At 59.1% G+C, this 22,542-nt stretch carries 17 protein-coding genes; 8 read left to right on the top strand and 9 right to left on the bottom strand.

Annotation, left to right across the window (positions count from 1 at the left end; translation table 11 throughout):
* Nucleotides 1-56: 56 nt before the first annotated feature.
* Nucleotides 57-275 carry a hypothetical protein gene (locus PspS49_RS23690; RefSeq protein ID WP_160041688.1) on the bottom strand — a complete coding sequence of 73 codons (219 nt, stop codon included), beginning with the start codon at nt 273-275 and terminating at the stop codon, nt 57-59.
* 644 nt (nt 276-919) lie between these two features.
* On the bottom strand, nt 920-1,318 hold the full coding sequence (locus PspS49_RS23695) for a hypothetical protein (protein ID WP_160041690.1): 399 nt from the start codon (nt 1,316-1,318) through the stop codon (nt 920-922).
* A gap of 818 nt (nt 1,319-2,136) precedes the next feature.
* On the opposite strand from PspS49_RS23695, the gene PspS49_RS23700 reads away from it, so the two are divergent.
* The 6 genes from PspS49_RS23700 to cmoB all read left to right on the top strand — a co-directional run bounded on the left by PspS49_RS23700 (nt 2,137) and on the right by cmoB (nt 8,802).
* Nucleotides 2,137-2,511, top strand: a complete 375-nt coding sequence (locus PspS49_RS23700; RefSeq protein ID WP_160041692.1) for a DUF6124 family protein — start codon at nt 2,137-2,139, stop codon at nt 2,509-2,511.
* Between the two features lie 687 nt (nt 2,512-3,198).
* The gene (gene lon / locus PspS49_RS23705; RefSeq protein ID WP_160041694.1) at nt 3,199-5,616 is read left to right on the top strand and encodes an endopeptidase La; all 2,418 of its coding nucleotides are present in this window, start codon (nt 3,199-3,201) and stop codon (nt 5,614-5,616) included.
* Nucleotides 5,617-5,871: 255 nt separating this feature from the next.
* Complete coding sequence (locus PspS49_RS23710) at nt 5,872-6,264, top strand: protease inhibitor I42 family protein (RefSeq protein WP_007916811.1); 393 nt, start codon at nt 5,872-5,874, stop codon at nt 6,262-6,264.
* Nucleotides 6,265-6,266: 2 nt separating this feature from the next.
* On the top strand, nt 6,267-6,905 hold the full coding sequence (locus PspS49_RS23715) for a lysoplasmalogenase (protein ID WP_174245083.1): 639 nt from the start codon (nt 6,267-6,269) through the stop codon (nt 6,903-6,905).
* A 200-nt stretch (nt 6,906-7,105) separates the two neighbouring features.
* The gene (gene cmoA, locus PspS49_RS23720) at nt 7,106-7,849 is read left to right on the top strand and encodes a carboxy-S-adenosyl-L-methionine synthase CmoA (RefSeq protein WP_007916813.1); all 744 of its coding nucleotides are present in this window, start codon (nt 7,106-7,108) and stop codon (nt 7,847-7,849) included.
* A complete protein-coding gene (cmoB, locus tag PspS49_RS23725) occupies nt 7,846-8,802 on the top strand; it encodes a tRNA 5-methoxyuridine(34)/uridine 5-oxyacetic acid(34) synthase CmoB (RefSeq protein WP_160041696.1) in 957 nt (318 codons plus the stop codon). Before cmoA ends, cmoB begins: the two co-directional genes overlap by 4 nt.
* A 270-nt stretch (nt 8,803-9,072) precedes the next feature.
* Here cmoB and tadA read toward each other — a convergent pair whose 3' ends face one another.
* The 7 genes from tadA to treP form a co-directional block, all read right to left on the bottom strand.
* A complete protein-coding gene (gene tadA / locus PspS49_RS23730) occupies nt 9,073-9,573 on the bottom strand; it encodes a tRNA adenosine(34) deaminase TadA (protein WP_150750440.1) in 501 nt (166 codons plus the stop codon).
* Nucleotides 9,573-10,949 (bottom strand): multicopper oxidase family protein, encoded by a 1,377-nt coding sequence (locus PspS49_RS23735; RefSeq protein ID WP_150750441.1) that lies wholly within the window; start codon nt 10,947-10,949, stop codon nt 9,573-9,575. The genes tadA and PspS49_RS23735 overlap by 1 nt, the downstream gene beginning before the upstream one ends.
* Nucleotides 10,950-11,067: 118 nt before the next feature.
* Nucleotides 11,068-11,358: a PTS transporter subunit EIIB gene (locus PspS49_RS23740; RefSeq protein ID WP_150775817.1), complete on the bottom strand. Its 291-nt coding sequence runs from the start codon at nt 11,356-11,358 to the stop codon at nt 11,068-11,070.
* A gap of 2 nt (nt 11,359-11,360) precedes the next feature.
* Entirely contained in the window at nt 11,361-13,889 is a 2,529-nt protein-coding gene (ptsP, locus tag PspS49_RS23745; RefSeq protein ID WP_160041698.1) for a phosphoenolpyruvate--protein phosphotransferase, read from the bottom strand.
* Between the two features lie 62 nt (nt 13,890-13,951).
* Complete coding sequence (locus PspS49_RS23750) at nt 13,952-15,175, bottom strand: carbohydrate porin (RefSeq protein WP_127929649.1); 1,224 nt, start codon at nt 15,173-15,175, stop codon at nt 13,952-13,954.
* A 107-nt stretch (nt 15,176-15,282) separates the two neighbouring features.
* Nucleotides 15,283-16,932: an alpha,alpha-phosphotrehalase gene (treC, locus tag PspS49_RS23755; protein ID WP_150750443.1), complete on the bottom strand. Its 1,650-nt coding sequence runs from the start codon at nt 16,930-16,932 to the stop codon at nt 15,283-15,285.
* A gap of 21 nt (nt 16,933-16,953) precedes the next feature.
* Nucleotides 16,954-18,396: a PTS system trehalose-specific EIIBC component gene (treP, locus tag PspS49_RS23760; protein WP_160041700.1), complete on the bottom strand. Its 1,443-nt coding sequence runs from the start codon at nt 18,394-18,396 to the stop codon at nt 16,954-16,956.
* Nucleotides 18,397-18,630: 234 nt separating this feature from the next.
* Between treP and treR the strand changes: the two genes are divergently transcribed.
* Both treR and PspS49_RS23770 read left to right on the top strand, forming a co-directional pair.
* A complete protein-coding gene (gene treR, locus PspS49_RS23765; protein ID WP_122844573.1) occupies nt 18,631-19,335 on the top strand; it encodes a trehalose operon repressor in 705 nt (234 codons plus the stop codon).
* 102 nt (nt 19,336-19,437) lie between these two features.
* The gene (locus PspS49_RS23770) at nt 19,438-22,524 is read left to right on the top strand and encodes a membrane-targeted effector domain-containing toxin (protein ID WP_160041702.1); all 3,087 of its coding nucleotides are present in this window, start codon (nt 19,438-19,440) and stop codon (nt 22,522-22,524) included.
* The last annotated feature ends 18 nt before the right edge of the window (nt 22,525-22,542 follow it).

Here is a 22,542-nt window from a genome sequence, read left to right on the forward strand (position 1 = left end):
GATGTCTCGTGAGGGACATCGCCTTTTTTTTAACCAATCCACTGCCTGCATACGCTCTACCTGAGCAGATGTAACGGAGGTATTGATAATGATCTGGCCTCTTGCGATTGGCGCTCTAACTGGAGAACGATTTCCCGCTGGGCGGCTATCAGTGTCGGGAAAAAACCACCCAGCAAGCCCCAGGGATAAACAAGCTGATAACGCGTGGTATGCGGCAGGTTTTCGAGGTGTTCGCGAATACCCCATCCTTTGTACTTTATGTCTTCACCGGTCATGAGTTCATCTCCTTGAATTCACAGATTGCGCCAACGGCCAAAACGAAGAGCGCCCTTGAAGCATGGGCGTTCCAGGAAAATTGTCTACTGTCAGAAATCACAGGTTTTGCAACGTTTTCGAAGTAACTCCCAGCATGATCAGGAATAAGTGGGCAATACCGTGACGAGGAACGCCCCCTTGTCCGTTCCTACACGAAGAATTGTTCCTCCTACAGGTGTGGGTGATCGTGAGGAGATTTCCGACAAGTCGCGTCGGTTGTGCCTCGGAAATCGGCTGGATAGGCTCGGGGGGTCGCTGCAAATTAAGCGAACGGGCGTCGCGGCCCGAGCAGTTCATTCGATTCGATGCTTAATCGCCGGCCCAAACCGGAGCGCTCAGGTGCTTGTTGTCTGGTTTGATGGTGGCTGTGCGCGGGATACCTTCGGGTATGCCGAGATTGCCGAATGGCTCGGTCCGCGAACCCGCGTACAGCTGCCACCCTCCGTCGCGTCGCGGTGATTGAGAGTGATAGCCCCACTTATCATTCGGAGTTTCACTATGAAAAAGCCAAATGATGCGCCGTGCGCGTGCGGGTTCTGTCCCTGGGTTGTCCCACCCGCCCCGCGCACGACCTCCTCGCCAAAGAGCGGGAGAGGCATTGATGTCATTCGTTACGCAGATCAAAGCGCCCGAGAATGTCGAAGCTGCCGAATACCGGATCCTTGACAACTGCATGGAAAGACATCTTGAAGTGCTGAGCCTGCGCATCAAAATCGATAGTGAACGTACCGTCCTTGGCTACAGCCTTTTCAATGTCATGGCCTGATCGGCCTATATATGACATCTGTTCAACGGTTGATTGCTGGTTTGATGGACCGTGTTTCACATGAAAGTACAGAGTTCTGAAGACCGTGGTATCCGGGCCCTCCTCTAACCCGGAGCAGTGATAATACTCGCCATCGAAAAAGACACTGACCCGGTTAGGGACAAAGTCAGGGCGTCCCTGAATCTTGGCCGTAAATGTGCCGGTAGTACTGGAATTTACAACCTTCTCGATTGCCATATTCAGTTCCATTAAATTTCGAAGTTGAAGGACAATCATGTCGGGGAATCGACCAATACATAACTGTCAGACTTGACAGGTCTTCAGATCAAATAGAGTTAATGGCGCGAAACGTTATAGCCGAGCTGCCGAAGACTGCTCCTGCAGAAGATGTGAGTCCACCTGAGAGAAATGGGTTGGCAGTCAGGGTGCCATTGTTGGCAAGCCCGCAATGACCAAGTCAGCCAATAGGCCGAGTGTCAGCCCGCCTCGCTTTTTGGTCTGGCACCAAGATGGGTGACTACGTGATTGCGTACAAACTGCCGGAATAAGCCTTTCAAAGGCGATGTCTCGTGAGGGACATCGCCTTTTTTGTGCACGCCAGTTTTTGAATACACCGCAGATCACCTGTGGGAGCTAGCCTGCTAGCGATTGCGGTCTGGCATTCAACATCTCTGTTTACTGACAGGGCCCCATCGCTAGCAGGCTAGCTCCCACAGGTTGAAAAGTGTTGGTCTGTGGGAAATGTGCTTGTCCTACAGACGCTGGTGATTGCGCGGAGTTTTCCGACAAGTCGCGTCGGTTGTGCCTCGGAAATAGGCTGGATAGGCTCGGGGGGTCGCTGCAAATTCAGCGATGGGGCGTCGCGGCCCGACTTCTGGGGCATAATTGCCGCCGCTTAACAGCAGCACCCCGAGTGCTTGTTTTATGGTGGCTGTACGCGGGATACCTTCGGGTATGCCGAATGCTCAGGTCGGTCCGCGAACCCGCGTACAGCTGCCACCCTCTTTTTGCGTCGCGGCAATCAGAGGAAAGGCCCAATTCCTGAGGAGTAACAGATGAAAAAGCCGACACCCAATCCACCCGAAACCGAAGACACCACCCCCTACGAATTCCCCGGCTCGAAGAAATTCCACGAAGCCGCCGAACGCGCCCTCGACCACTACCTCAAACCCAACGCGTTAACCCTGCGCTTCCACAAACCCAGCACCATGTTCCAGGTGGCCCCCGAGCAGGACAGCGAAAGCCTGCTGGTCCACGCCTGCGAATCCCTGGCCCAAGCCAGCCTGATGACCAGCGACATCGCCGCCTACATTGACCTGCCGCAAAGGCGCACGATTCTGGCGATACAGCAAATCATCATGCTCGCCGAACTGGCGGTGAACCGCGTGCTGGATAACCACGAAATATCCCAACCTCCGCCACACAGCTAAAAGCCCCTCACCCTAGCCCTCTCCCGGAGGGAGAGGGGACTGACCGAGTTCTCAGGGAGGGATACGCCGACGTGCAATAACGCGTTGAACTCATGCTTTGAAAAGCACACAAATCGGCCCCCTCTCCCTCCGGGAGAGGGCTGGGGTGAGGGCAAACCCACCACAAACCCAAAGCCGAATACCCGTGCTTTTCACCACTCAATAGGCCGAGTGTCAGCTCGCCTGCTCTTGATCTTGATCTTGATCTTGATCCAAGGGCGACGTCGGAAGGCTGAGTGGAGGGGTTGATCCGGGCGTGGGAGCGCAGCGACCGTTTGGCGCAGCCAAACACAGCGAGAGGAGGTGCAGCGAAGCAAACCGTAGGCGCTGCGCCCGGATCGACCCCGCAGCGAAGGAACCCCGAGCCTCAGCGAGCGGGCCGCACGTAGGAGCAAGCGTTTTTTTGCTTACTTTTTTGAGGCGTTTGTCAAAAAAGTGAGTCGCCGTAAGGGCGAAACCGCCAGCCGCAGCACCCGAAGCAACGGATATACCCCCAAAACCCCAAGAACCTGGTCGGCCCAAAGGCCGCCAAGTCAAAAGCGTGAACCCTGTCAAAACCCTGAACACACAAGCAGAAACATCCCCTCCCATTGAAACCACCCAAACCCTGCCCCATCTAAGACCCATACCCCATTGCGCAGGTGCCCCATGAGCGACCAGCAAGAATTCCCGGAAAACCCCGACGACTACACCGAAGCCGAAAACATCGAACACACCTCCTCCGGCAAAGGCCTCGCCCTGCCCGGCCAGAACCTGCCGGACAAGGTCTACATCATCCCGATCCACAATCGCCCGTTCTTCCCGGCCCAAGTCCTGCCGGTCATCGTCAATGAAGAACCCTGGGCCGAAACCCTCGAACTGGTCAGCAAATCCGAACACCATTCCCTGGCCCTGTTCTTCATGGACACGCCCCAGGAAGACCCGCGCCACTTCGACACCGGCGCCCTGCCGCAATACGGCACGCTGGTCAAAGTCCACCACGCCAGCCGCGAGAACGGCAAACTGCAATTCGTCGCCCAAGGCCTGAGCCGCGTCCGCATCAAAACCTGGCTCAAACACCACCGCCCACCGTATCTGGTCGAAGTCGAATACCCGCATCAGCCCACCGAGCCGACCGACGAGGTCAAGGCCTACGGCATGGCGCTGATCAACGCGATCAAGGAACTGCTGCCGCTCAACCCGCTGTACAGCGAAGAACTGAAAAACTACCTCAACCGCTTCAGCCCCAACGATCCATCGCCGCTGACTGACTTCGCCGCCGCCCTGACCTCGGCCACCGGCCCCGAGCTGCAAGCAGTGCTCGACTGCGTGCCGATGCTCAAGCGCATGGAAAAAGTCCTGCCGATGCTGCGCAAGGAAGTCGAAGTCGCGCGCCTGCAAAAAGAAATTTCGGCAGAAGTGAACCGCAAGATCGGCGAGCATCAGCGCGAGTTCTTCCTCAAGGAACAACTCAAGGTCATCCAGCAGGAACTTGGCCTGACCAAGGACGACCGCAGCGCAGATCTTGAGCAGTTCGAACAGCGTTTAGAGGGCAAAGTCCTGCCGGCGCAGGTGCAGAAACGCCTCGAAGAGGAAATGAACAAACTGTCGATCCTCGAGACCGGCTCGCCGGAGTACGCGGTCACCCGCAACTACCTCGACTGGGCGACCTCGGTGCCGTGGGGCGTCTACGGCGACGACAAACTCGACCTCAAGCACGCGCGCAAGGTCCTCGACAAACACCACGCTGGCCTCGACGACATCAAGGATCGCATCCTCGAATTCCTCGCCGTCGGTGCTTATAAAGGCGAGATCAGCGGCTCCATCGTGCTGCTGGTCGGCCCGCCGGGCGTGGGTAAAACCAGCGTCGGCAAATCCATCGCCGAATCCCTCGGCCGGCCGTTCTACCGCTTCAGCCTCGGCGGCATGCGTGACGAAGCCGAGATCAAGGGCCACCGCCGCACCTACATCGGCGCGCAGCCAGGCAAACTGGTGCAAGCGTTGAAAGACGTCGAAGTGATGAACCCGGTGATCATGCTCGACGAGATCGACAAAATGGGCCAGAGCTACCAGGGCGACCCGGCCTCGGCGCTGCTGGAAACCCTCGACCCGGAACAGAACGTCGAATTCCTCGATCACTACCTCGACCTGCGCATGGACCTGTCGAAAGTCCTCTTCGTGTGCACCGCCAACACCCTCGATTCGATCCCCGGCCCGTTGCTGGACCGGATGGAAGTGATTCGCCTGTCGGGCTACATCACCGAAGAAAAAGTCGCCATCGCCAAGCGTCACCTGTGGCCGAAACTGCTGGAAAAGGCCGGCGTGTCCAAGGGCAGCCTGAGCATCAGCGACAGCGCGCTCAAAGCCTTGATCGACGGTTATGCCCGCGAAGCCGGCGTGCGCCAGCTCGAGAAGCAAATGGGCAAACTGGTGCGCAAAGCCGTGATGAAGCTCATTGACGAGCCGAAAGCCGTGATCAAACTCGGGCCGAAAGACCTCGAAGCGTCACTGGGTCACCCGGTGTTCCGCAACGAGCAAGTGCTGTCCGGCACCGGCGTGATTACCGGGCTGGCGTGGACCAGCATGGGCGGCGCCACATTGCCGATCGAAGCGACGCGGATTCACACGCTCAATCGTGGCTTCAAACTCACCGGGCAACTGGGCGATGTGATGAAGGAATCAGCGGAGATCGCCTACAGCTACGTCAGCTCGCACCTGAAACAGTTCGGCGGTGACGCGAAGTTCTTCGACGAAGCCTTCGTCCATCTGCACGTGCCAGAAGGCGCGACACCGAAGGACGGCCCGAGCGCCGGCGTAACCATGGCCAGCGCCCTGCTCTCGCTCGCACGCAATCAACCGCCGAAAAAAGGTGTGGCGATGACCGGCGAACTGACCCTGACCGGCCATGTGCTGCCGATTGGCGGCGTGCGCGAGAAGGTGATTGCAGCGCGGCGGCAGAAGATTTTCGAGCTGATTTTGCCGGAGCCGAATCGGGGTAATTTTGAGGAACTGCCGGATTATCTGAAGGAAGGGATTACGGTGCACTTCGCGAAGAAGTTTACCGATGTGGCGAAGATCCTGTTCTGACAGCCCCCCTCACCCCAGCCCTCTCCCGGAGGGAGAGGGAGCCGACCGAGTTGTCTTGCGCTATACATCGACTTGAAACACCAAGTCGATTATGGATTCAATGATCTATTTCAGGTCGGTGGACTTCTGGAATATCCCCCGGTCAGTCCCCTCTCCCTCTGGGAGAGGGCTAGGGTGAGGGCTTGGCGTTGTCACACTTTGTCTCATCTTCAGTTATGCTCGCCGTTCGTCGCCAACGCCGGAGCCGCTGACCTTATGTCCCCCACTCGCCTGTTTCTCCCCCTCGCCCTCTCGTTGCTGGCCGCCTGCGCCACGCAACCGAAACACAACGTGACCGTGGAAAAACAAAGCGAATGCCCGGTGCGGCTCACCAACGGACAAAACCTCATCATCATGCTGCCAAGCAACCCGACCACGGGTTATCGCTGGGCCATTCAGGATTCCGCCGGCGGCGTGCTCCGCGCCCTCAGCCCAGAGGTCTACAGCAATCCGGAAGATGCCGGCGTGGTCGGCGCAGCGGGTTTGTCGACCTGGCGCTTTCAGGCCTTCGCCCCCGGCACCGGGCGCCTGCGCCTGACTTCGCAACAACCGTGGGCACCAGAAGTGTTGCCAGTGGAAACCTTTGACTGCGCCATTTCGGTGAATTGATCGTGGGCTGGCTGATTCTGGCGCTGATGGGCGCGGTGACGTTTCTCTACGGCGTCAGCACCCATGCGGCGTTGCTGTGTTTGCTGGTGAAACCGCTGCCGGTGCTGGCGCTGCTAGGCTGGCTGCACGATGCGCCACCCAGCGACTATCGGCGCTGGATCAGTCTCGGTCTGATTTTCTCGTTGCTGGGTGATGTGTTGCTGGCCTGGCCGGGGGACCTGTTTGTATTTGGCCTCGGTGCGTTTCTGGTCGCGCATCTGGCTTATCTGAAGGCTTATCTGAGTGACTGCAAGCGTCTGGCGATTTTGCCGCTGGTACTTGCCCTCGGAGTGGGCGCGGTACTGCTGGGTTTTCTGATTTCCAGCGGTCTTGGGCCATTGCTGGTGCCGGTGATTGTTTATGGCACGGCGATCAGCGCGATGCTCTGGCGCGCGCTGGCCCGTTTGGGCACCGATGTGCCGAAACGTTCGGCGCTATTGGCGGCGGGTGGTGCGCTGGCGTTTGTATTTTCGGACAGCGTGATCGGTATCGACCGTTTCGTCGCCCCTTTCCACGCGGCACCTTACGTCATCATCCTCAGCTACTGGCTGGGCCAGTGGGGCATCGCGGCCTCGGCGTTCTCCCAGACTAAACGGATCTGATCGTTCCCACGCTCCGCGTGGGAATGCATCCTGTGACGCTCTGCGTCATTTGCGCAGGGACGCGGAGCGTCCGGGGCGGCATTCCCACGCGGAGCGTGGGAACGATCACCGGCAAAAAAACGCTTTATCAGACAACCCAAGCATCCCCGCGCCCTTTTGGCTAAAATGCCGGCCTTTCCATTTACACCGCCGGAACCGCCGTGAGCAAAGAACCCGATCGTATTTTCGCCAAGCCTTTGGCCCAGGTGCCTGACTTCGCCTTCAATGAAGACGTGGTGCGGGTGTTCCCGGACATGATCAAGCGCTCGGTGCCGGGTTACCCGACCATTGTCGAAAACCTCGGCGTGCTCGCGGCGCAGTTCGCCCAGCCGAACAGCGTGCTCTACGACCTCGGTTCATCGCTGGGCGCGGTCACTCAAGCGCTGCGCCGTCACGTGCGCACCGACGGTTGCCGGGTGATCGCTGTGGATAACTCGGCGGCGATGGTTGAGCGCTGCCGCGAATACCTCAACGGTCAGGACTCGATGTTCCAGGAGTTGCTGCCGGTGGAAGTGATCGAAGGCGACATTCTCGCCCTCGATTTCCAACCGGCTTCGGTGGTGGCGCTGAACTTCACCCTGCAATTCATCGCTCCCGATCAGCGCACCGCGTTGCTCTCACGCATCCGCCAATCGCTGCTACCGGGCGGCGCGCTGATTCTCTCGGAGAAGCTGCGCTTCAACGATGCCGAAGAACATGCGCTGCTCACCGATCTGCACGTCGCCTTCAAACGCGCCAACGGCTACAGCGAACTGGAAATCGCCCAGAAGCGCAGCGCCATCGAAAACGTCATGAAGCCCGACAGCCTCGAAGAACACCGCGAACGCCTGTTGGCCGCCGGGTTCTCGAAAGTCGTGCCGTGGTTCCAGTGTCTTAACTTTGCCTCGTTGATTGCCTTGCCATGATTGATCTGTCCCCCCTCGCCCGCCGTCTGGCTGGTACACCGCTGGCCGAATGGGCCAACACTCTGCAAGCGCAACTCGACAAGAAAATGGAGAAAGGCCACGGCGATCTGGAGCGCTGGCAAAGTGCGCTGGATGCCTTGCCGAAAATTCAGCCGAGCGAAATCGATCTGCTTAACGGCCTGAAACTCGACACCGATTGCGACGACGCAACCCGCGCGCAGATGCGTACTGCACTGATGGGTCTGTCGCCATGGCGCAAAGGGCCGTTCGATCTGTTTGGCGTGCACGTCGACACTGAATGGCGCTCGGACTGGAAATGGTCGCGCGTCGCCCCGCATCTGGACCTGAAGGGCAAACGCATCCTCGACGTCGGCTGCGGCAACGGCTACTACATGTGGCGCATGCTCGGTGCCGGCGCGAACAGTGTGATCGGTGTCGATCCGAACTGGCTGTTCTTCTGCCAGTTCCAGGCAGTGCAGCGTTACCTGTCCGAGCCGAACGCCTGGCACCTGCCATTCCCGTTCGAAGACTTGCCACCGAACCTCGAAGGTTTCGACACGGTGTTTTCGATGGGCGTGTTCTATCACCGCCGTTCGCCGATCGAGCATTTGCTGGCGCTGAAGGATTGCCTGGTCAAGGGCGGCGAACTGGTGCTGGAAACGCTGGTGGTTGAAGGCGACAAGCATCAGGTGCTGGTGCCGGAAGACCGTTATGCGCAGATGCGTAACGTGTGGTTCCTGCCGTCGGTGCCGGCGCTGGAATTGTGGTTACGTCGTGCGGGGTTCACCGATATTCGTTGCGTGGATGTGAGCACCACGACGGTCGAAGAACAGCGCGGGACTGAGTGGATGAAGTATCAGTCGCTGAGTGATTTCCTTGATCCGGAAGATCACAGCAAAACCATCGAAGGTCTGCCGGCGCCGATGCGGGCGGTGATTGTCGCTCGTAAATAATCCAATCGCCCAAACACCGCGGTGAGCCCACCCCTCACCCCCAGCCCTCCCCCCTAGGAGAGGGAGCTGATCGTTGAGCTTTTCAAAACTTGAGTTCGACTCGGTATCTCAGGTCGGCGGACCTCGCCCATCCAGCTCGGTCAGTCCCCTCTCCCACTGGTAGAGGGAGCCGATCTTTGGGCTTTTCAAAACTTGAGTTCGACTCGGTATCTCAGGTCGGCGGACCTCGCCCATCCAGCTCGGTCAGTCCCCTCTCCCTCTGGGAGAGGGTTAGGGTGAGGGGCTTTTTGCTCTTCGGGCGCGGAAGAACTCGGTCAGCACGGCGCCACATTCTTCGGCCAACACCCCCCCTTCATACAACACCCGGTGATTCAAAAATCCCTGGGTAAAAAACTGCCCCTGACTCTGCACAATCCCCGCCTTCGGCTCCAGCGCCCCATACACCACCCGCGCCACCCGCGAATGCACGATCAAACCGGCGCACATGCTGCACGGTTCCAGCGTCACATACAGGGTGCTTCCCGGCAGCCGATAGTTATCCACCGCTTGCGCGGCCGCGCGGATAGCGACCATTTCCGCGTGGGCACTCGGGTCACTGGCACTGATCGGGCAGTTGAAGCCGCGCCCGATGATTTCGCCATCCTGCACCAGCACTGCGCCGACCGGCACTTCACCCAGCGCTGCGCCTTGTGCGGCGAGGGTCAGGGCTTCGCGCATGAAGTCGCGATCACGGCTGCGGTCGATGATCGCGGCAGGGCGAATCTGGCGCATCACTTCACCTCGATGGCGGCCATCAGGCCGGTTTCCATGTGGTCGATCACGTGGCAATGGAACATCCACACCCCTGGATTATCGGCCACCAGCGCCACTTGCGCGCGCTCATTCTTGCCCAGTAGATAAGTGTCGGTGAAGTACGGAATGATCTTGTGCCGGTTCGACGCGATCACTTTGAAACTCATGCCGTGCAGGTGGATCGGGTGCTGGTACTGAGTCATGTTCTTCAGTTCGAAAATATAGCTCTGACCCAGTTTCAGGCTGGCGATCGGTCGATCGGCGCAGGTCTTGTCGGTGATGTCCCAAGCCTTGCCGTTGATTTGCCACAGGCTCGGCGGCCGCCCGTTGTCGACATCGACCGACACCGAACCGACCCATTCGAAATTGAAGTTGAGTTTCTCGGCGTTGGCCAGGTCCGGCTCAGCTACCGGGTTGGCGGGCAGCGCTTTCGGCCAGTCAGTCGGCGCATCGTTATTGGCCACCGAACGCAGCGTGCCCAGACGTACCGGCCCGTTGCGCAGCGACAGCTCTTCACCCGCCGCCGGCGCCTTGATCGCCAGACAAATACGCATGCCCGGACCGAGCCAGTATTCCTTGCCCAATGGCCGCGGTTCGACCGGGTTGCCGTCCAGCGCATAAATCTTCGCTTCGACGCCGGGAATGTTGATGCGGTAAGTCAGCGTGTTGTCGAGGTTGAGCAAACGCACCCGCGTGATCTGCCCGGCCGGTAGATCGATGACCGGCAAGGGCACGCCGTTGATGGTCGACAAGCGCCCCGCCGTACCGCCACGCGCTGCTTCGCGGGGGATGCTGAACTCGACGAAATTGCCTTCGTCATCGATATGCCAGTTCTTCAGGCTCAGGGTCTTTTCGTACTTGAATCCGGTCGGCTCGCGCTCTTCGATGATCAGCGGCCCGACCAGCCCGCGACCGAGTTCTTCGCTGCTGCTGACGTGCGGGTGATACCAGTAACTGCCGGCATCCGGTACGCGGAACTTGTAATCGAAGTACTCGCCCGGCAACACCGGCAGTTGCGACACGTACGGCACGCCGTCCATTTCCAGCGGCAGACGAATGCCGTGCCAGTGAATGGTCGTCGCCACCGGCAGATGGTTGATGAAGCGCACCCGCAGCCATTCACCCTGACGCACGCGCAACTCGGTGCCCGGCGCCGACGGGCCGAATGCCCAAGCCTCGGTCTTGTGCCCCGGCACCAGCTCCACGTCCAGTGGCGCGGCGATCAGCTCGTAATCGTGCCCAGCCTCAGCGTCAGCCATTTTCCCGAGCCAATAACGCGACGCGCCCCCCGCTCCGACACCAACGACAACAAGACCGGCCAGGCCACCGAGGATTTGGCGACGGGTAAAGGACATGAACTCAACTACCTCACGTATCAGCGACAGACCCCTGAAGGCCCGTAAAAGGCGAATACGATACACCTGCGGTTGAGAAACAGTAAGGGCGACCTGAGGCCGCACGCCACTGATCGGCTTACGGTCGCAGCCCGGTAATCAAATGCACCACACCACCCTCCAAGGGCATGACGCCCGCAATACCAGCGGCGCTCAACGCCTGTTGATCCATGCTCGACACATCACGCAAAACAACCCGCACCCGCGTCAGCGCCAGCGGTTGCTGCGATTGAAGATTATCCACTCCGCCCAGCGCCGCAACGATAGCGGCGCTCAACTCGCCAGTCGGCTCGGCCGGTGCTTTCGGTGTGTCCGCGACCAGATCCGGTGTCAGGGCTTTCCAGAATGCCTTCTGCAATTGATCGAACATGTTCAGTTCTCCAGAACCCGTAAAGTATCGACGGTTGCCTCGTGAAACAGCTGCAACGCCTCGCGCACCTGCCCGGCGCTTTCCAGACCGAGCACCTGTTGCGCGATGATCTGACAATCCGCCAGCGCAAGCTCGCGCACCGTTGCCTTGACCGACGCAATCATCGGCACGCTCACCGACAGCTCGTCCACGCCCAGCCCCAGCAACAACGGCACCGCCAGACGTTCAGAGGCCATCGCCCCGCACACACCGACCCACTTGTCATGGGCGTGCGCAGCCTTCACGGTCATGGCGATCAAGCGCAAGACCGATGGATGAAAACTGTCCGCCTGACTGGCCAGGCGCGGGTGATCGCGATCCATGGCCAAGGTGTACTGCGTCAGGTCATTGGTGCCGATCGAGAAGAAATCCACCAGCGGCGCAAACAGATCCGCCATCAGTGCTGCGGCCGGCACTTCGATCATGATCCCCAGCTTCGGCCGTTCCGTCAGCCCCAGCGCCAGCACCTCCTCATCCAGCATCTGCCGCGCCTGACGCAGCTCCGACAGCTGCGTGACCATCGGCAACATGATGTGCAAACGTGTCAGATCACAGCAGCCGAGCATGGCCCGGAACTGCTCGCGCAATAACTGCGGGCGCTCCAGACACAAGCGAATGCCGCGTACCCCCAGGAACGGGTTGGTTTCGTTGTCCATGGGCACATAGGCCAGCGGTTTGTCGCCGCCGACATCGAGGGTGCGCACCACCAGATTGTGTGCAGATCCGACGCAGCGAGCGATCGCACTGTAAGTAGCGACCTGTTCGTCATGGCTCGGCGCATGGTTGCGCCCTATATAGAGGAACTCCGATCGCAGCAAGCCGACGCCCGCGCCACCCGAAGCCATCGCCTGCTCGGTTTCGGACAATGAAGCGACATTAGCCGATACCTCGACGTGATGCCCGTCACGGGTCCTGGCGGCGAGCGTTGCATTGGCCAGTTCATGCTCATGGCGTTGACGCTGCTGCGTGTGGCGAGCCTGCCATTGATGGATCGTCGCGGGGTCAGGACGCACCTGCAGTTCACCTTTGTCAGCATCGAGCAAAACCTGAGTGCCATTGCTCAGTGCGAGCATTTGCACCGGCACCCCGCAGATCGACGGCAGGCCACAGGCGCGGGCGAGAATCGCCACGTGGCTGGTCGCCCCGCCACCGACCGTGGCAAAACCCAACACTTTGCTGGTATCGATTCGGGCAGTTTGCGATGGAGTCAGTTGATCGGCGATCAGAATGCTCCCTTGCGGCAGCTCCAGCGCCTGCTCGCCAACACCCAAAAGCAGCTTGAGCACGCGACGCCCGACATCGGTCAGATCCGCCGCCCGCTCGGCCAGTAACGCACTGCCCAGTTGCCGAAACATCGCCGCCGTCTCGTCCGTGGCCGAGCGCCAGGCGAATGCCGCACTTTTGCCCGCACTGATCAGCGCTTGGGCCTGATCGAGCAGACCCGGGTCTTCGAGCAGTTCCTGATGCGCCTTGAAGATCTCGGCTTCGGCCTCGCCAGCGGCGGTATCACGCAAATGCTGCAAGGCCAGATCCGCTTCGATCAGCGCATTGGCAAAGGCCTCGCGCTCGACGTCTGCTCCGCCGCCGAACTCGCTGACGTCGAAGACCGGCTCGCTGATCTGCACCACTTGGCCCAACGCCGAACCGGGTGATGCGCAGACCCCACGCAGAAGCGTCAGCGTCTCGACTTCAACCACCTCGACAGGTGCCACTGCTGCTACCGTTTCGCCACAGCCCTCGGCCAGCAAGCGGGTCAGTGTATTGATTGCAGCGTCTGCATCTGTACCGACAGCACTGACCTGCACACTGTCACCAAACGCGGTCTGCAACGCCATGATCGCCACCAGGGATTTGGCGTTGGCCTGGGATTGTTGCTTGTGCAGGCAGATGCTTGCGCCAAACCCCTTTGCTGCTTGCGCGAACACCGCAGCCGGACGCGCGTGCAGGCCATTGGGGTTGGGCAGTCTCAACGTTTGCGAAAACAGCACCTGGCCCTCTTCCGCGACAGCCACTTCGCTGATTGCATGCACTGCGGCGAGCTCAAGCAACGGCTTGCCGCTTTCGACCCGTCCGCTCGGCGCGCTCAGCCAGGTAAACGGCTCACCACTGACCACCAACATCAGGGTCAACAGGCTGCGCGCATGGCGGGCAATGTAATCGGCATCGAACTCGATCAGCGCCTGTCCGGCTGCAACCCGCTGCCCCTCTTCGACCAGAGAGGTGAAGCCTTGCCCGGCGAGGTTCACCGTATCGAGGCCAATATGCATCAACACTTGAACGCCATGGTCATCGGTGATGCTGACGGCATGGCCGCTGGCCTGCACGTTGCTGATGATCCCGGCCAGCGGTGCGCACAGGGTCGACGAGGTCGGGTCAATGCACAGACCGTCGCCGATCACGCGCCCGGAAAACACCGGATCGGGCACCTCGTCCAGCGCCATCAGGACACCGGACAAGGGAGCCAGCAGTTGCAATTGTTGGGGTGTGGCCATGACGTCACCTGCATTTTTATGCGTTGAAGTGCCGATGGAGCGCAATGCTCCATCAGCATCGCTTATTTCCACCAGTATTCGACCTGCAATCCGACATTCGCACCGTGGCGGGCATTACCGAAGGCGCCGGTGTCGGACAACGCCGAACCTTTCGCCAGTTGGTTGGCCGCACGCTTGGCGGCCTCGTTCCAGGTGGCATACGTGTAATAAAGACGCACCTCGGGACGCGCCCAGAACTCTGGCCCCTTGGGCGACCAGGTCGGGGCAAACGTGAATTTGCTCAGCTTGCGCGTGCCGCCCGGCGCTTCGACCTGATCGTGGCCCAGTTCGCTCACCAGTTTGAAGTGTTCGCTGAGCGCGTAGGTGGGACGCACGCCCAGGGAGATCCAGTTCTGATCGGCACCGTCAGGGCGAATGTCTTTCTGATACACCGCAGCGACTTGTCCACCAAAACGCGGGGTCACCTGCCAGTCGAAAAACTCGACGATCCGGTAACTCTTGTTGCTGTCGTCCAGTTTGACGTTGCCGGTATAACCCAGCCCGGTGCCAGGCCCTTCACCATATTGCAGCGCCAGTTTGTTCTTGCCGCCGAGAAAGCCTGTCTGCACATGTTGCGTGGTGATCGCCCAGCCCCGGTGGGCATCGCGGCTGTCAGGCTTGTCGATGTAGCTCAAACCGAACTCCAGCTCACCGCCAGGATTGGTCTTGAAACCGGCGACGTTGAAGTCGTGCCGATTGATGTAGTCCTTCTGGTACAGGTTGTCCTTGCGCGAGAAGGCGTAGCTGTATTTCAGGTCGCCGATCAGCACGTCTTCGACCCCGCCTCCCGTGGCGCTCTGGTTCCAGTAATAGAAGTCGGAAATGTGAATGTCATTTCGCTTGTAGTAACGGCGCCCCGCCCACAACGAACCGCCATTGAGCGCAGGCACCGCCGACCACTGTGCGTAGGCCTGCGGCAAGCGTATCGAACCATTGTCTTCTTTGAAGGTGGGGCTGCGGTCGTAGCGGTTATACAACGAGGCCATGCCATCGACGCTGAGCACCGAACCGTCGTCGAGGGTGTACAAATCCTGGCGCAGTTCCAGTTCACCGTACTGCTCGCATTCGTTACCCAAGCGATATTTGGTCTGCGCACCGGGTAACTGGAAGCACGATTGACCGCTGCTGTTGACCGACGTACCGACGCCGCTACGCAAGTAACCGCCAAACTCCAGCGCTTGTGAAGTCGGCGGTAAGGCCAGGCAAAAACCTGCGACTGCAAGGCTGCGATTTATTGTTGTTTTCATAAGCCACCCCATTGTTTTTATTGTCTGGTTGCATGAATTCGGCGCGCAAAAATCCCCCGCGCAGTGCACTGCGTGTTTTTTTTGAAAGCTGGTTTTTTAGTTAAATGTCAGGGATCGATCAGGTGCACGACGAATGACTCGTAAGGTCGCAGCATCACTTGTCGCTTGCGCAACGCGCCGTCCGGATAATTGCTGATCAACTGTCGCTGTCTCATCGACTCACTGATGACCGTCGCCGGTAATTCCACTTCACAGGGTGTCCCGTAGAAGTTGTTCACCACCAACAGGCGCTCGGCATCACCTTCACGCACATACGCCCAGACTTGCGGATGTTCCGGCAGCAATTGTCGGTACAGCCCTTCAGTGATCAACGGTTCGTGGCGACGCAGCGCGATCAGACGGCGGTAGTGATGCAGCACCGATTCCGGGTCATCAAGCTGGTGGGCAACGTTGATCTGCGCGGCATTGGCCGGTACGCCGATCCACGGCTCGACGCTACTGAAACCGGCATTCGGGCCGGCGTCCCAGTGCATCGGTGTACGACCGTTATCGCGGGATTTCTGCATGATCGCCGCCATGTTCTCGGCATCGCTGCTGCCGGCTTCGCGCTTGAGGCGAAAGATGTTCAGCGTCTCGACATCGCGATACTGCTCGATCGATTCGAACCCCGGATTGGTCATGCCCAGTTCTTCACCCTGATACACGAACGGCGTGCCCTGCAGAAAGTGCAGTGCGATGCCGAGCATCTTCGCCGACAGTTCACGGTACTCACCGTCATGGCCGAAGCGCGAAACCACTCGCGGTTGATCGTGGTTACACCAGAACAGCGCGTTCCAGCCACCACCGGCCTGCATGCCGGTCTGCCAGTCGGACAGGATTTTCTTCAGTTGAAGGAAATCGAAGTCGGCGCGCACCCACTTCTGCAGGTTCGGATAATCAACTTTCAGATGATGAAAGTTGAAAGTCATCGACAATTCTTTCGACTGCGGATTCGAATAACGTACGCAGTGTTCAAGGCTGGTCGACGACATCTCGCCGACGTTGATCAGGTCGTGGCCTTCGAAGACTTCGCGGTGCATCTGCTGCAGGTACGCGTGGACATTCGGCCCGTCGGTATAAAAACGTCGGCCATCGCTGTGGTCTTCGGGGAAGTCTTCGGGCTTGGAGATCAGATTGATCACGTCCAGACGAAAACCGCCAACGCCCTTGTCCCGCCAGAACTGCATCATCCTGAACACTTCGGCGCGCACCTTGGGATTATCCCAATTCAGGTCGGCCTGAGTGTGGTCGAACAGGTGCAGGTAGTACTGACCGGTCTGGGCTTCATATTCCCAGGCGGAACCGCCGAACTTGGACTCCCAGTTGTTCGGCTGATCACGCCAGATGTAGAAGTCACGGTAAGGGTTGTCGAGACTGCTGCGCGCCTGCTGGAACCAGACATGTTCGATCGAGGTGTGATTGACCACGATGTCGAGCATCAGCTTGATCCCGCGCTTGCCCGCTTCAGCGATCAACAATTCACAATCGGCCATGCTGCCGTAGCTCGGGTCGATGGCGTAGTAATCGCTGATGTCATAGCCGTTATCGCGCTGTGGCGAACGCAGGAATGGCGTGATCCACAAACAATCGACGCCCAGCCAGTGCAGGTAGTCGAGCTTGCCGACGATACCGCGCAGATCCCCTGTCGGGTTGCCGGCGTGGCTATGAAAACTCTTCGGATAGACCTGGTAGATCACCGAACGCTGCCAGTCTTGCATGGCGCAACTCCTTCAATAATGTCAGGCAACCCGATAACCGGGCCGGACAATCTTCATGCTCAATGCACAGGTCAGAACAAACGGCACGAGCATGGCAATCAGCATCCCGATGACGAACATCGGGATGTACTGCGGAATGATCGAGATGAGGCCCGGCAGGCCACCGACACCGATGGCCGAGGCCTGAACCTTGTTCAGCGAGAGGAATACGCAGCCGAGCGCCGAACCGGTCAATGCGGCATAGAACGGAAACTTGTAGCGCAGATTGACGCCAAACATCGCCGGTTCGGTGATACCGAAATAAGCGGAAATCGCCGAGGTCGATGCCATGCTCTTGTCCCGTGCATTACGGGTCATCCAGAACACCGCCAGCGCTGCACTGCCCTGGGCGAGGTTGGACATGACGATCATCGGCCAGATGAAAGTACCGCCCTGGGTCGAGATCAATTGCAGATCGACCGCGAGGAACATGTGATGCATGCCGGTGATCACCAGCGGCGCATACAGCAGTCCAAAAATCGCGCCGCCCACCATCGGCGCCAGGTCAAACAGCATGACCAGCCCTTCGGTAATGAAGATGCCGATGTGGCGGGTCACCGGGCCGATGACCGCCAGCGCCAGCACCCCCGTGACGACGATGGTGGTGATCGGCACCACGAGCAATTGAATGGCGTTCGGCACGCGGGCGCGCAACCATTTTTCGATGACGCTCATCACGTAGGCCGCCAACAGAATCGGCAGGATCTGCCCCTGATAACCGACCTTTTCCACCTGAAACAAGCCGAGAATGTCGAAGTACGGCAGTTGCTGCCCGTCCAGCCCGGCCACGGCCTTGCCGTAGTTCCAGGCGTTGAGCAGATCCGGGTGCACCAGCATCAGGCCGAGCACGATGCCGAGGATCTCGCTGCCGCCAAAACGTTTGGCCGCTGACCAGCCCACCAGCGCCGGCAAAAACACGAACGAGGTATTGGCCATCAGATTGATCAGGCTCCAGAGCCCGTCGAGTTTCGGGTAGGCATCGAGCAGGGTCTGCCCTTCGATGAACATGCCTTTGGCGCCGAGCAGATTGTTGATGCCCATCAACAGGCCGGCAATGATCAGCGCCGGCAGGATCGGCATGAACACGTCGGAGAACACCCGCACCAGACGCTGCATGGCGTTGATCTTTTCGGCGCTTTTCTGTTTGACGTCAGCGATGGTCGACGCAGCGAGGCCGGTCTGCCGACGCAGTTCGGCGTAGACCTTTTCCACTTCGCCCGGACCGATTACCACCTGATACAAACCACCGGTGAAGAACGAGCCTTTGACCAGATCGATCTGATTGAGCGTCGCAGTGTCGACCAGGCTCGGGTCCTTCAGGGCCAGTCGCAACCGCGTGACGCAATGGGCGGCCTGTTCGAGGTTGTCGCTGCCACCGAGGCTGTGCAGCAATTGCCTGGCAATGTTCGGATAGTCGTGGCTCATGCTTGTTCTTCCGCTGTGGATTGTTGTTATTGGCAGCACGCCGAAGCGAAAAATACTCGTCTGTACGAGTTAATGCAACAACTCGTACAGACGAGTTTGTTTATGTATGTTCCCACCAGACCAACGACGAATTTTCCTACTGGACCCTAAGGTGTTTCCATCGTCCACATGGACAAAGCCCTACCCTGGCCTTAAGGTTCGAAGCTTTGAGCACCGTCGGCACCGAGCCTCCCCATGAGTAAATACAACCAGATCTATAGCGATCTGCTGGCCAGCATCACGACTGAGCGCTTGGAGCGCGGCGCCCGCCTGCCTTCCGAAACCGAACTGATGGACAGCTATCAGGCCAGCCGCGGCACGGTGCGCAAGGCGATCGAGCTGCTTCAGGAACGCGGTTTTGCGCAGAAGATCCATGGCAAAGGCACCTTCGTGCTTTCGACCAATCCGATCGAATTTCAGCTCGGCGGCATCGTCAGTTTTCAAGAGACCTATCCGCGCCTCGGCAACGATGTCAGCACCGAGGTAGTCGAACTGAGCCAGATCCCGCTTGAAGGCGCGCTGCTCGAGCACATCCATGCCGAGCCCGGCAGCCTGATCACGCGGATCAAACGCGTGCGGCGGATCGATGGCAAACGGGTCATCCTCGATATCAACCACTTTGTCAGCGATGTGATTCCCGGCCTGTCCCTCGACATCGCCGAGCAGTCGATCTATGCGCATATCGAACAGACCTTGCAGTTACAGATTGCCTACGCCCAGCGCACCATCGAAGCGGTGCCGCGCAGCAAGGACGATCAACTGCACCTGGACCTCGATGGCCAGAGCCATGTGATCGTGGTCAGCAACCAGACCTTCCTCCAGGACGGTCGTCAGTTCGAGTACACCGAATCGCGGCACACCCTGGACAAGTTTTACTTCTCCGACGTGGCACGACGCTGACCCCCGCACGTTTCGAACGACAATGTGCGGTACATATGTAGTGCACTCCCCTTGAGCGAACAGGCCATGCTCGGCCTTCATTTTCTCAAGGATGGAGAAAGCATGAACGCAGCCCAGCAACCTCCTCTGCCGAGCCCGGCAGACAAAGCAGCTCTCAAGCGGATCGCCTTTACTGTCGTGCAAAACTGCCCCGGCCTGCAGGATGCAGCACGCGAAGCCGCGCGTGATCTGCTCGAAGCAAAAGGCTTGTCGAGCCTTGATCCGGATCAGGTGTATTTCCATCGTTTCAAGACAGCCCAGAGCAGCACTCGCTCGTTTACCGGGTGGGAGCACATCCGCGAAAAACCCTACGAATCGACAACGCTGACACAACTGGTGATTCATCGTTTTCGCGCCACCGACCAAGACAACGCCGATCTTCTCGATCTGTACGGCGGCTTCTATACAGAGGGTCCGCAGGGCGAAAACTTCGACGAAAAAAACCAAGTTCGCCTGCATGGCAATGAGGTCTTGAAATCGTTTTGGAGCCTCGACTTCAGTGGTCATTACAGCGCCACTCTGACGGACTTCTGGAACAGCCACGCCGATGATTTCCGCACCTTGGCCAAGTGCAATTTCCTCAGCCGCGCGGTGCAGGCGCTCGACCTTGGGCAACTCACCGGCAGTGACTTTCAATGGTTGGTCGACTCGGTAGTGGGGCCTGTCAGCTGGCCGGTAACCCTGAGCATGCTGCAAGCGAGTCACATGGCGAGCGGGGATGTATACGCCTTCGACATTGACGGGCATGTCGCCACGCAACTCCTGCGCATTGTCGATCCCGGTGGCCGGCAGATTATTTACCTGCCCGGTGAAACCAAGGCGTTCGTGGTCAAGGAGACGGCCGCAGACCTGCACTGGTGGGTGCTTGACCAAATGAACGACGCGAACCGCCGCGCGGCCTTCATGGAGCATTTTGCACTCGCCGACCGTCAGCACATGACCGAGAACGTGACCGACCTGATGAATCGGCTGGTCGGCACCTGGGGCCGGGCCGACCATCACCTGATCAACCGCACAAACCTGCTGTTGACTGATGATGCGTTCAGTTGGCTACGCGATTCGACCCGTCAGGCGATGTTCGCAGAAGCTCAGCTGTCTCTGACATCGAATGGCGATCTGCGCAAAAAACTGTGGATCGGCTACCTGAGTGCCGGCCTCAAAGCGTTTGGGCCGATGGCCACTGTCGGCTGGCCGCTGGCGCTGCCGGTGATTGGTGCCACCCTCGCGAACATGGGCCTGAATATCGATCAGGCGCAAAACGCTAAAACCAGGGCCGAGCGCAAGGCCGGCGTACTGGGTGCGGTGCTCAATGGCATCAATCTGCTGTTCAACCTTCCATTGCTCATCGGCACCGGGCCGATGCTGGAGGTGGGCGCTGAGGTCGATGCGGCTGAGGCCGCTGAAATGGCCGAGTACAGCGAATTCCTGAGCCCCTCCGTCGAAGCTGAAAACCCGACACAGATCATGGTGCCGGACGATGTCGACATTGCCGTGCCGAATCTTGATGAAACGGTGCTGGTTCCAGCACAAAAGGCTGCACCTCCACCGGTGCCCGAACGTTATCAGTGCAACGAATTGCTCGATGGCACCGCACTCGGCGAAGAGTCCGGTAAATACCAGGGTATTTACCGACTCGATACTGATCCGCCCTACGCCATTCTGATGAACGACAATCCGTACTACGTGCGTTATTTCGCTGACTCGAATGGCGCTGGCGACTGGGCAATCGTTGATCCGCAAAGGCCCAACCAGCTTGTCCACTCCTTGCCGATTCGCCTCAATGGTGCCGGTGAATGGGAGCGGATGCCGGCGCTGGGACTCAAGGGTGGCGGACAATGCATGGGCAAGCAATGCACTCCCGATATCCAACTCGACACCTTCGAACCCGCAGCGCCCGAGACGCCCGCGCAACCGCTGGCAGATCCGCAACCGTCGACATCGCGCCCGCCACGCGCTGTGCGCAGCGCCTACGATATCGATCCGACTGTGCGCCGCTCGATAAAGGGCTGGGCGCTGAACCTGGATGAAACCCATGCCCAAATGCAGAGCGACGGTGCTGGCGGTCTTGGCATCGAAGATCCGTTCGAGCTGTATGCAGTCGGCAAACGCCAGCTGTTGCAGCGCTCAGCCAGAAGCTTTTTCAAGAACCTACCGTGGATTACCCAGCCTGCGCGTCCGTCGATCCCCGAGATCAACCGCCTGATGCCACTGGCCGACCTCATCGACGGAATTTTCGAAAACGCTTCAGGACTGGTGGTGGGAGCAACTCTCGACCGCATCGCCAGTATGCGTTTTCTGATTGAAAACATGCCGGCGCTGGCCCGGCATGCGAAAACGCTCTACATGCGTGGCCTGCTCAGTGACTTCGCTCAAGTGGAATTGAACCGCTACTTCACGAGCGGCGATATGTCTGCGGATTTGCACACCTACTTGAGCAGTCTCGGCACTGACCCGGGCGGGCGTTTCAACCCGATTGAACTGGTCAAGGTCGCCAGAAGCCACGGTGTTCGGCTTCAAGCCATCGCCTGCGCGGCGAGCTACAAAATGAAAACACCGCTGCCCCCCGTCGACGAGCAGATGATGGGCACCTACCTGACCAACGACATCATGACGGGGGATGCTTACCTCAACAGCCCGGAAAAATGGATCGTAGTAACGGATGCTCACAACACCAACACCTTCAGAGGGCTGGCGGGCGTCAGTGAATTGAAGAGAGGGATCGGCCTGCGTATTGATGAAGTCGCAGCCGATGAGGAACTGGGTGTGGATGTCGATCCGGGCATTGAAATACCACGCGGCAGCTCTCCTGGCAGTGGCGCCAGACAAGGCAATCTGGATCTGCTTCGCGCCGACTTGCGCTTGAAAGTCCAGGCACCCGAGGTGAACTGGAGCGAGGTGACGCTGGAAAATCTGCTGCATAGGCGCGGCATGTATCTGTTCAAGAAAACCGGCGACGCCTACACCCTGATCCATCGCAGCAAGCAAGGCATGCTCCAGCGCACTGCAATCACTCGCTTGAGCGACGGCAAGTTCTCCATCCACCGACCCGCCTGGCAGCGCGTGAATGACGTCGAATTTGCCAGCCTGGAAGAGATGTCCCAGCGTCTGGTCGAGACTGGACTGATCCTGCAAAGCCGAATCCCTGATTGAGTTTTCGGTGATAGAGAA

This window comes from Pseudomonas sp. S49, assembly GCF_009866785.1.
Taxonomy (GTDB): Bacteria; Pseudomonadota; Gammaproteobacteria; order Pseudomonadales; family Pseudomonadaceae; genus Aquipseudomonas.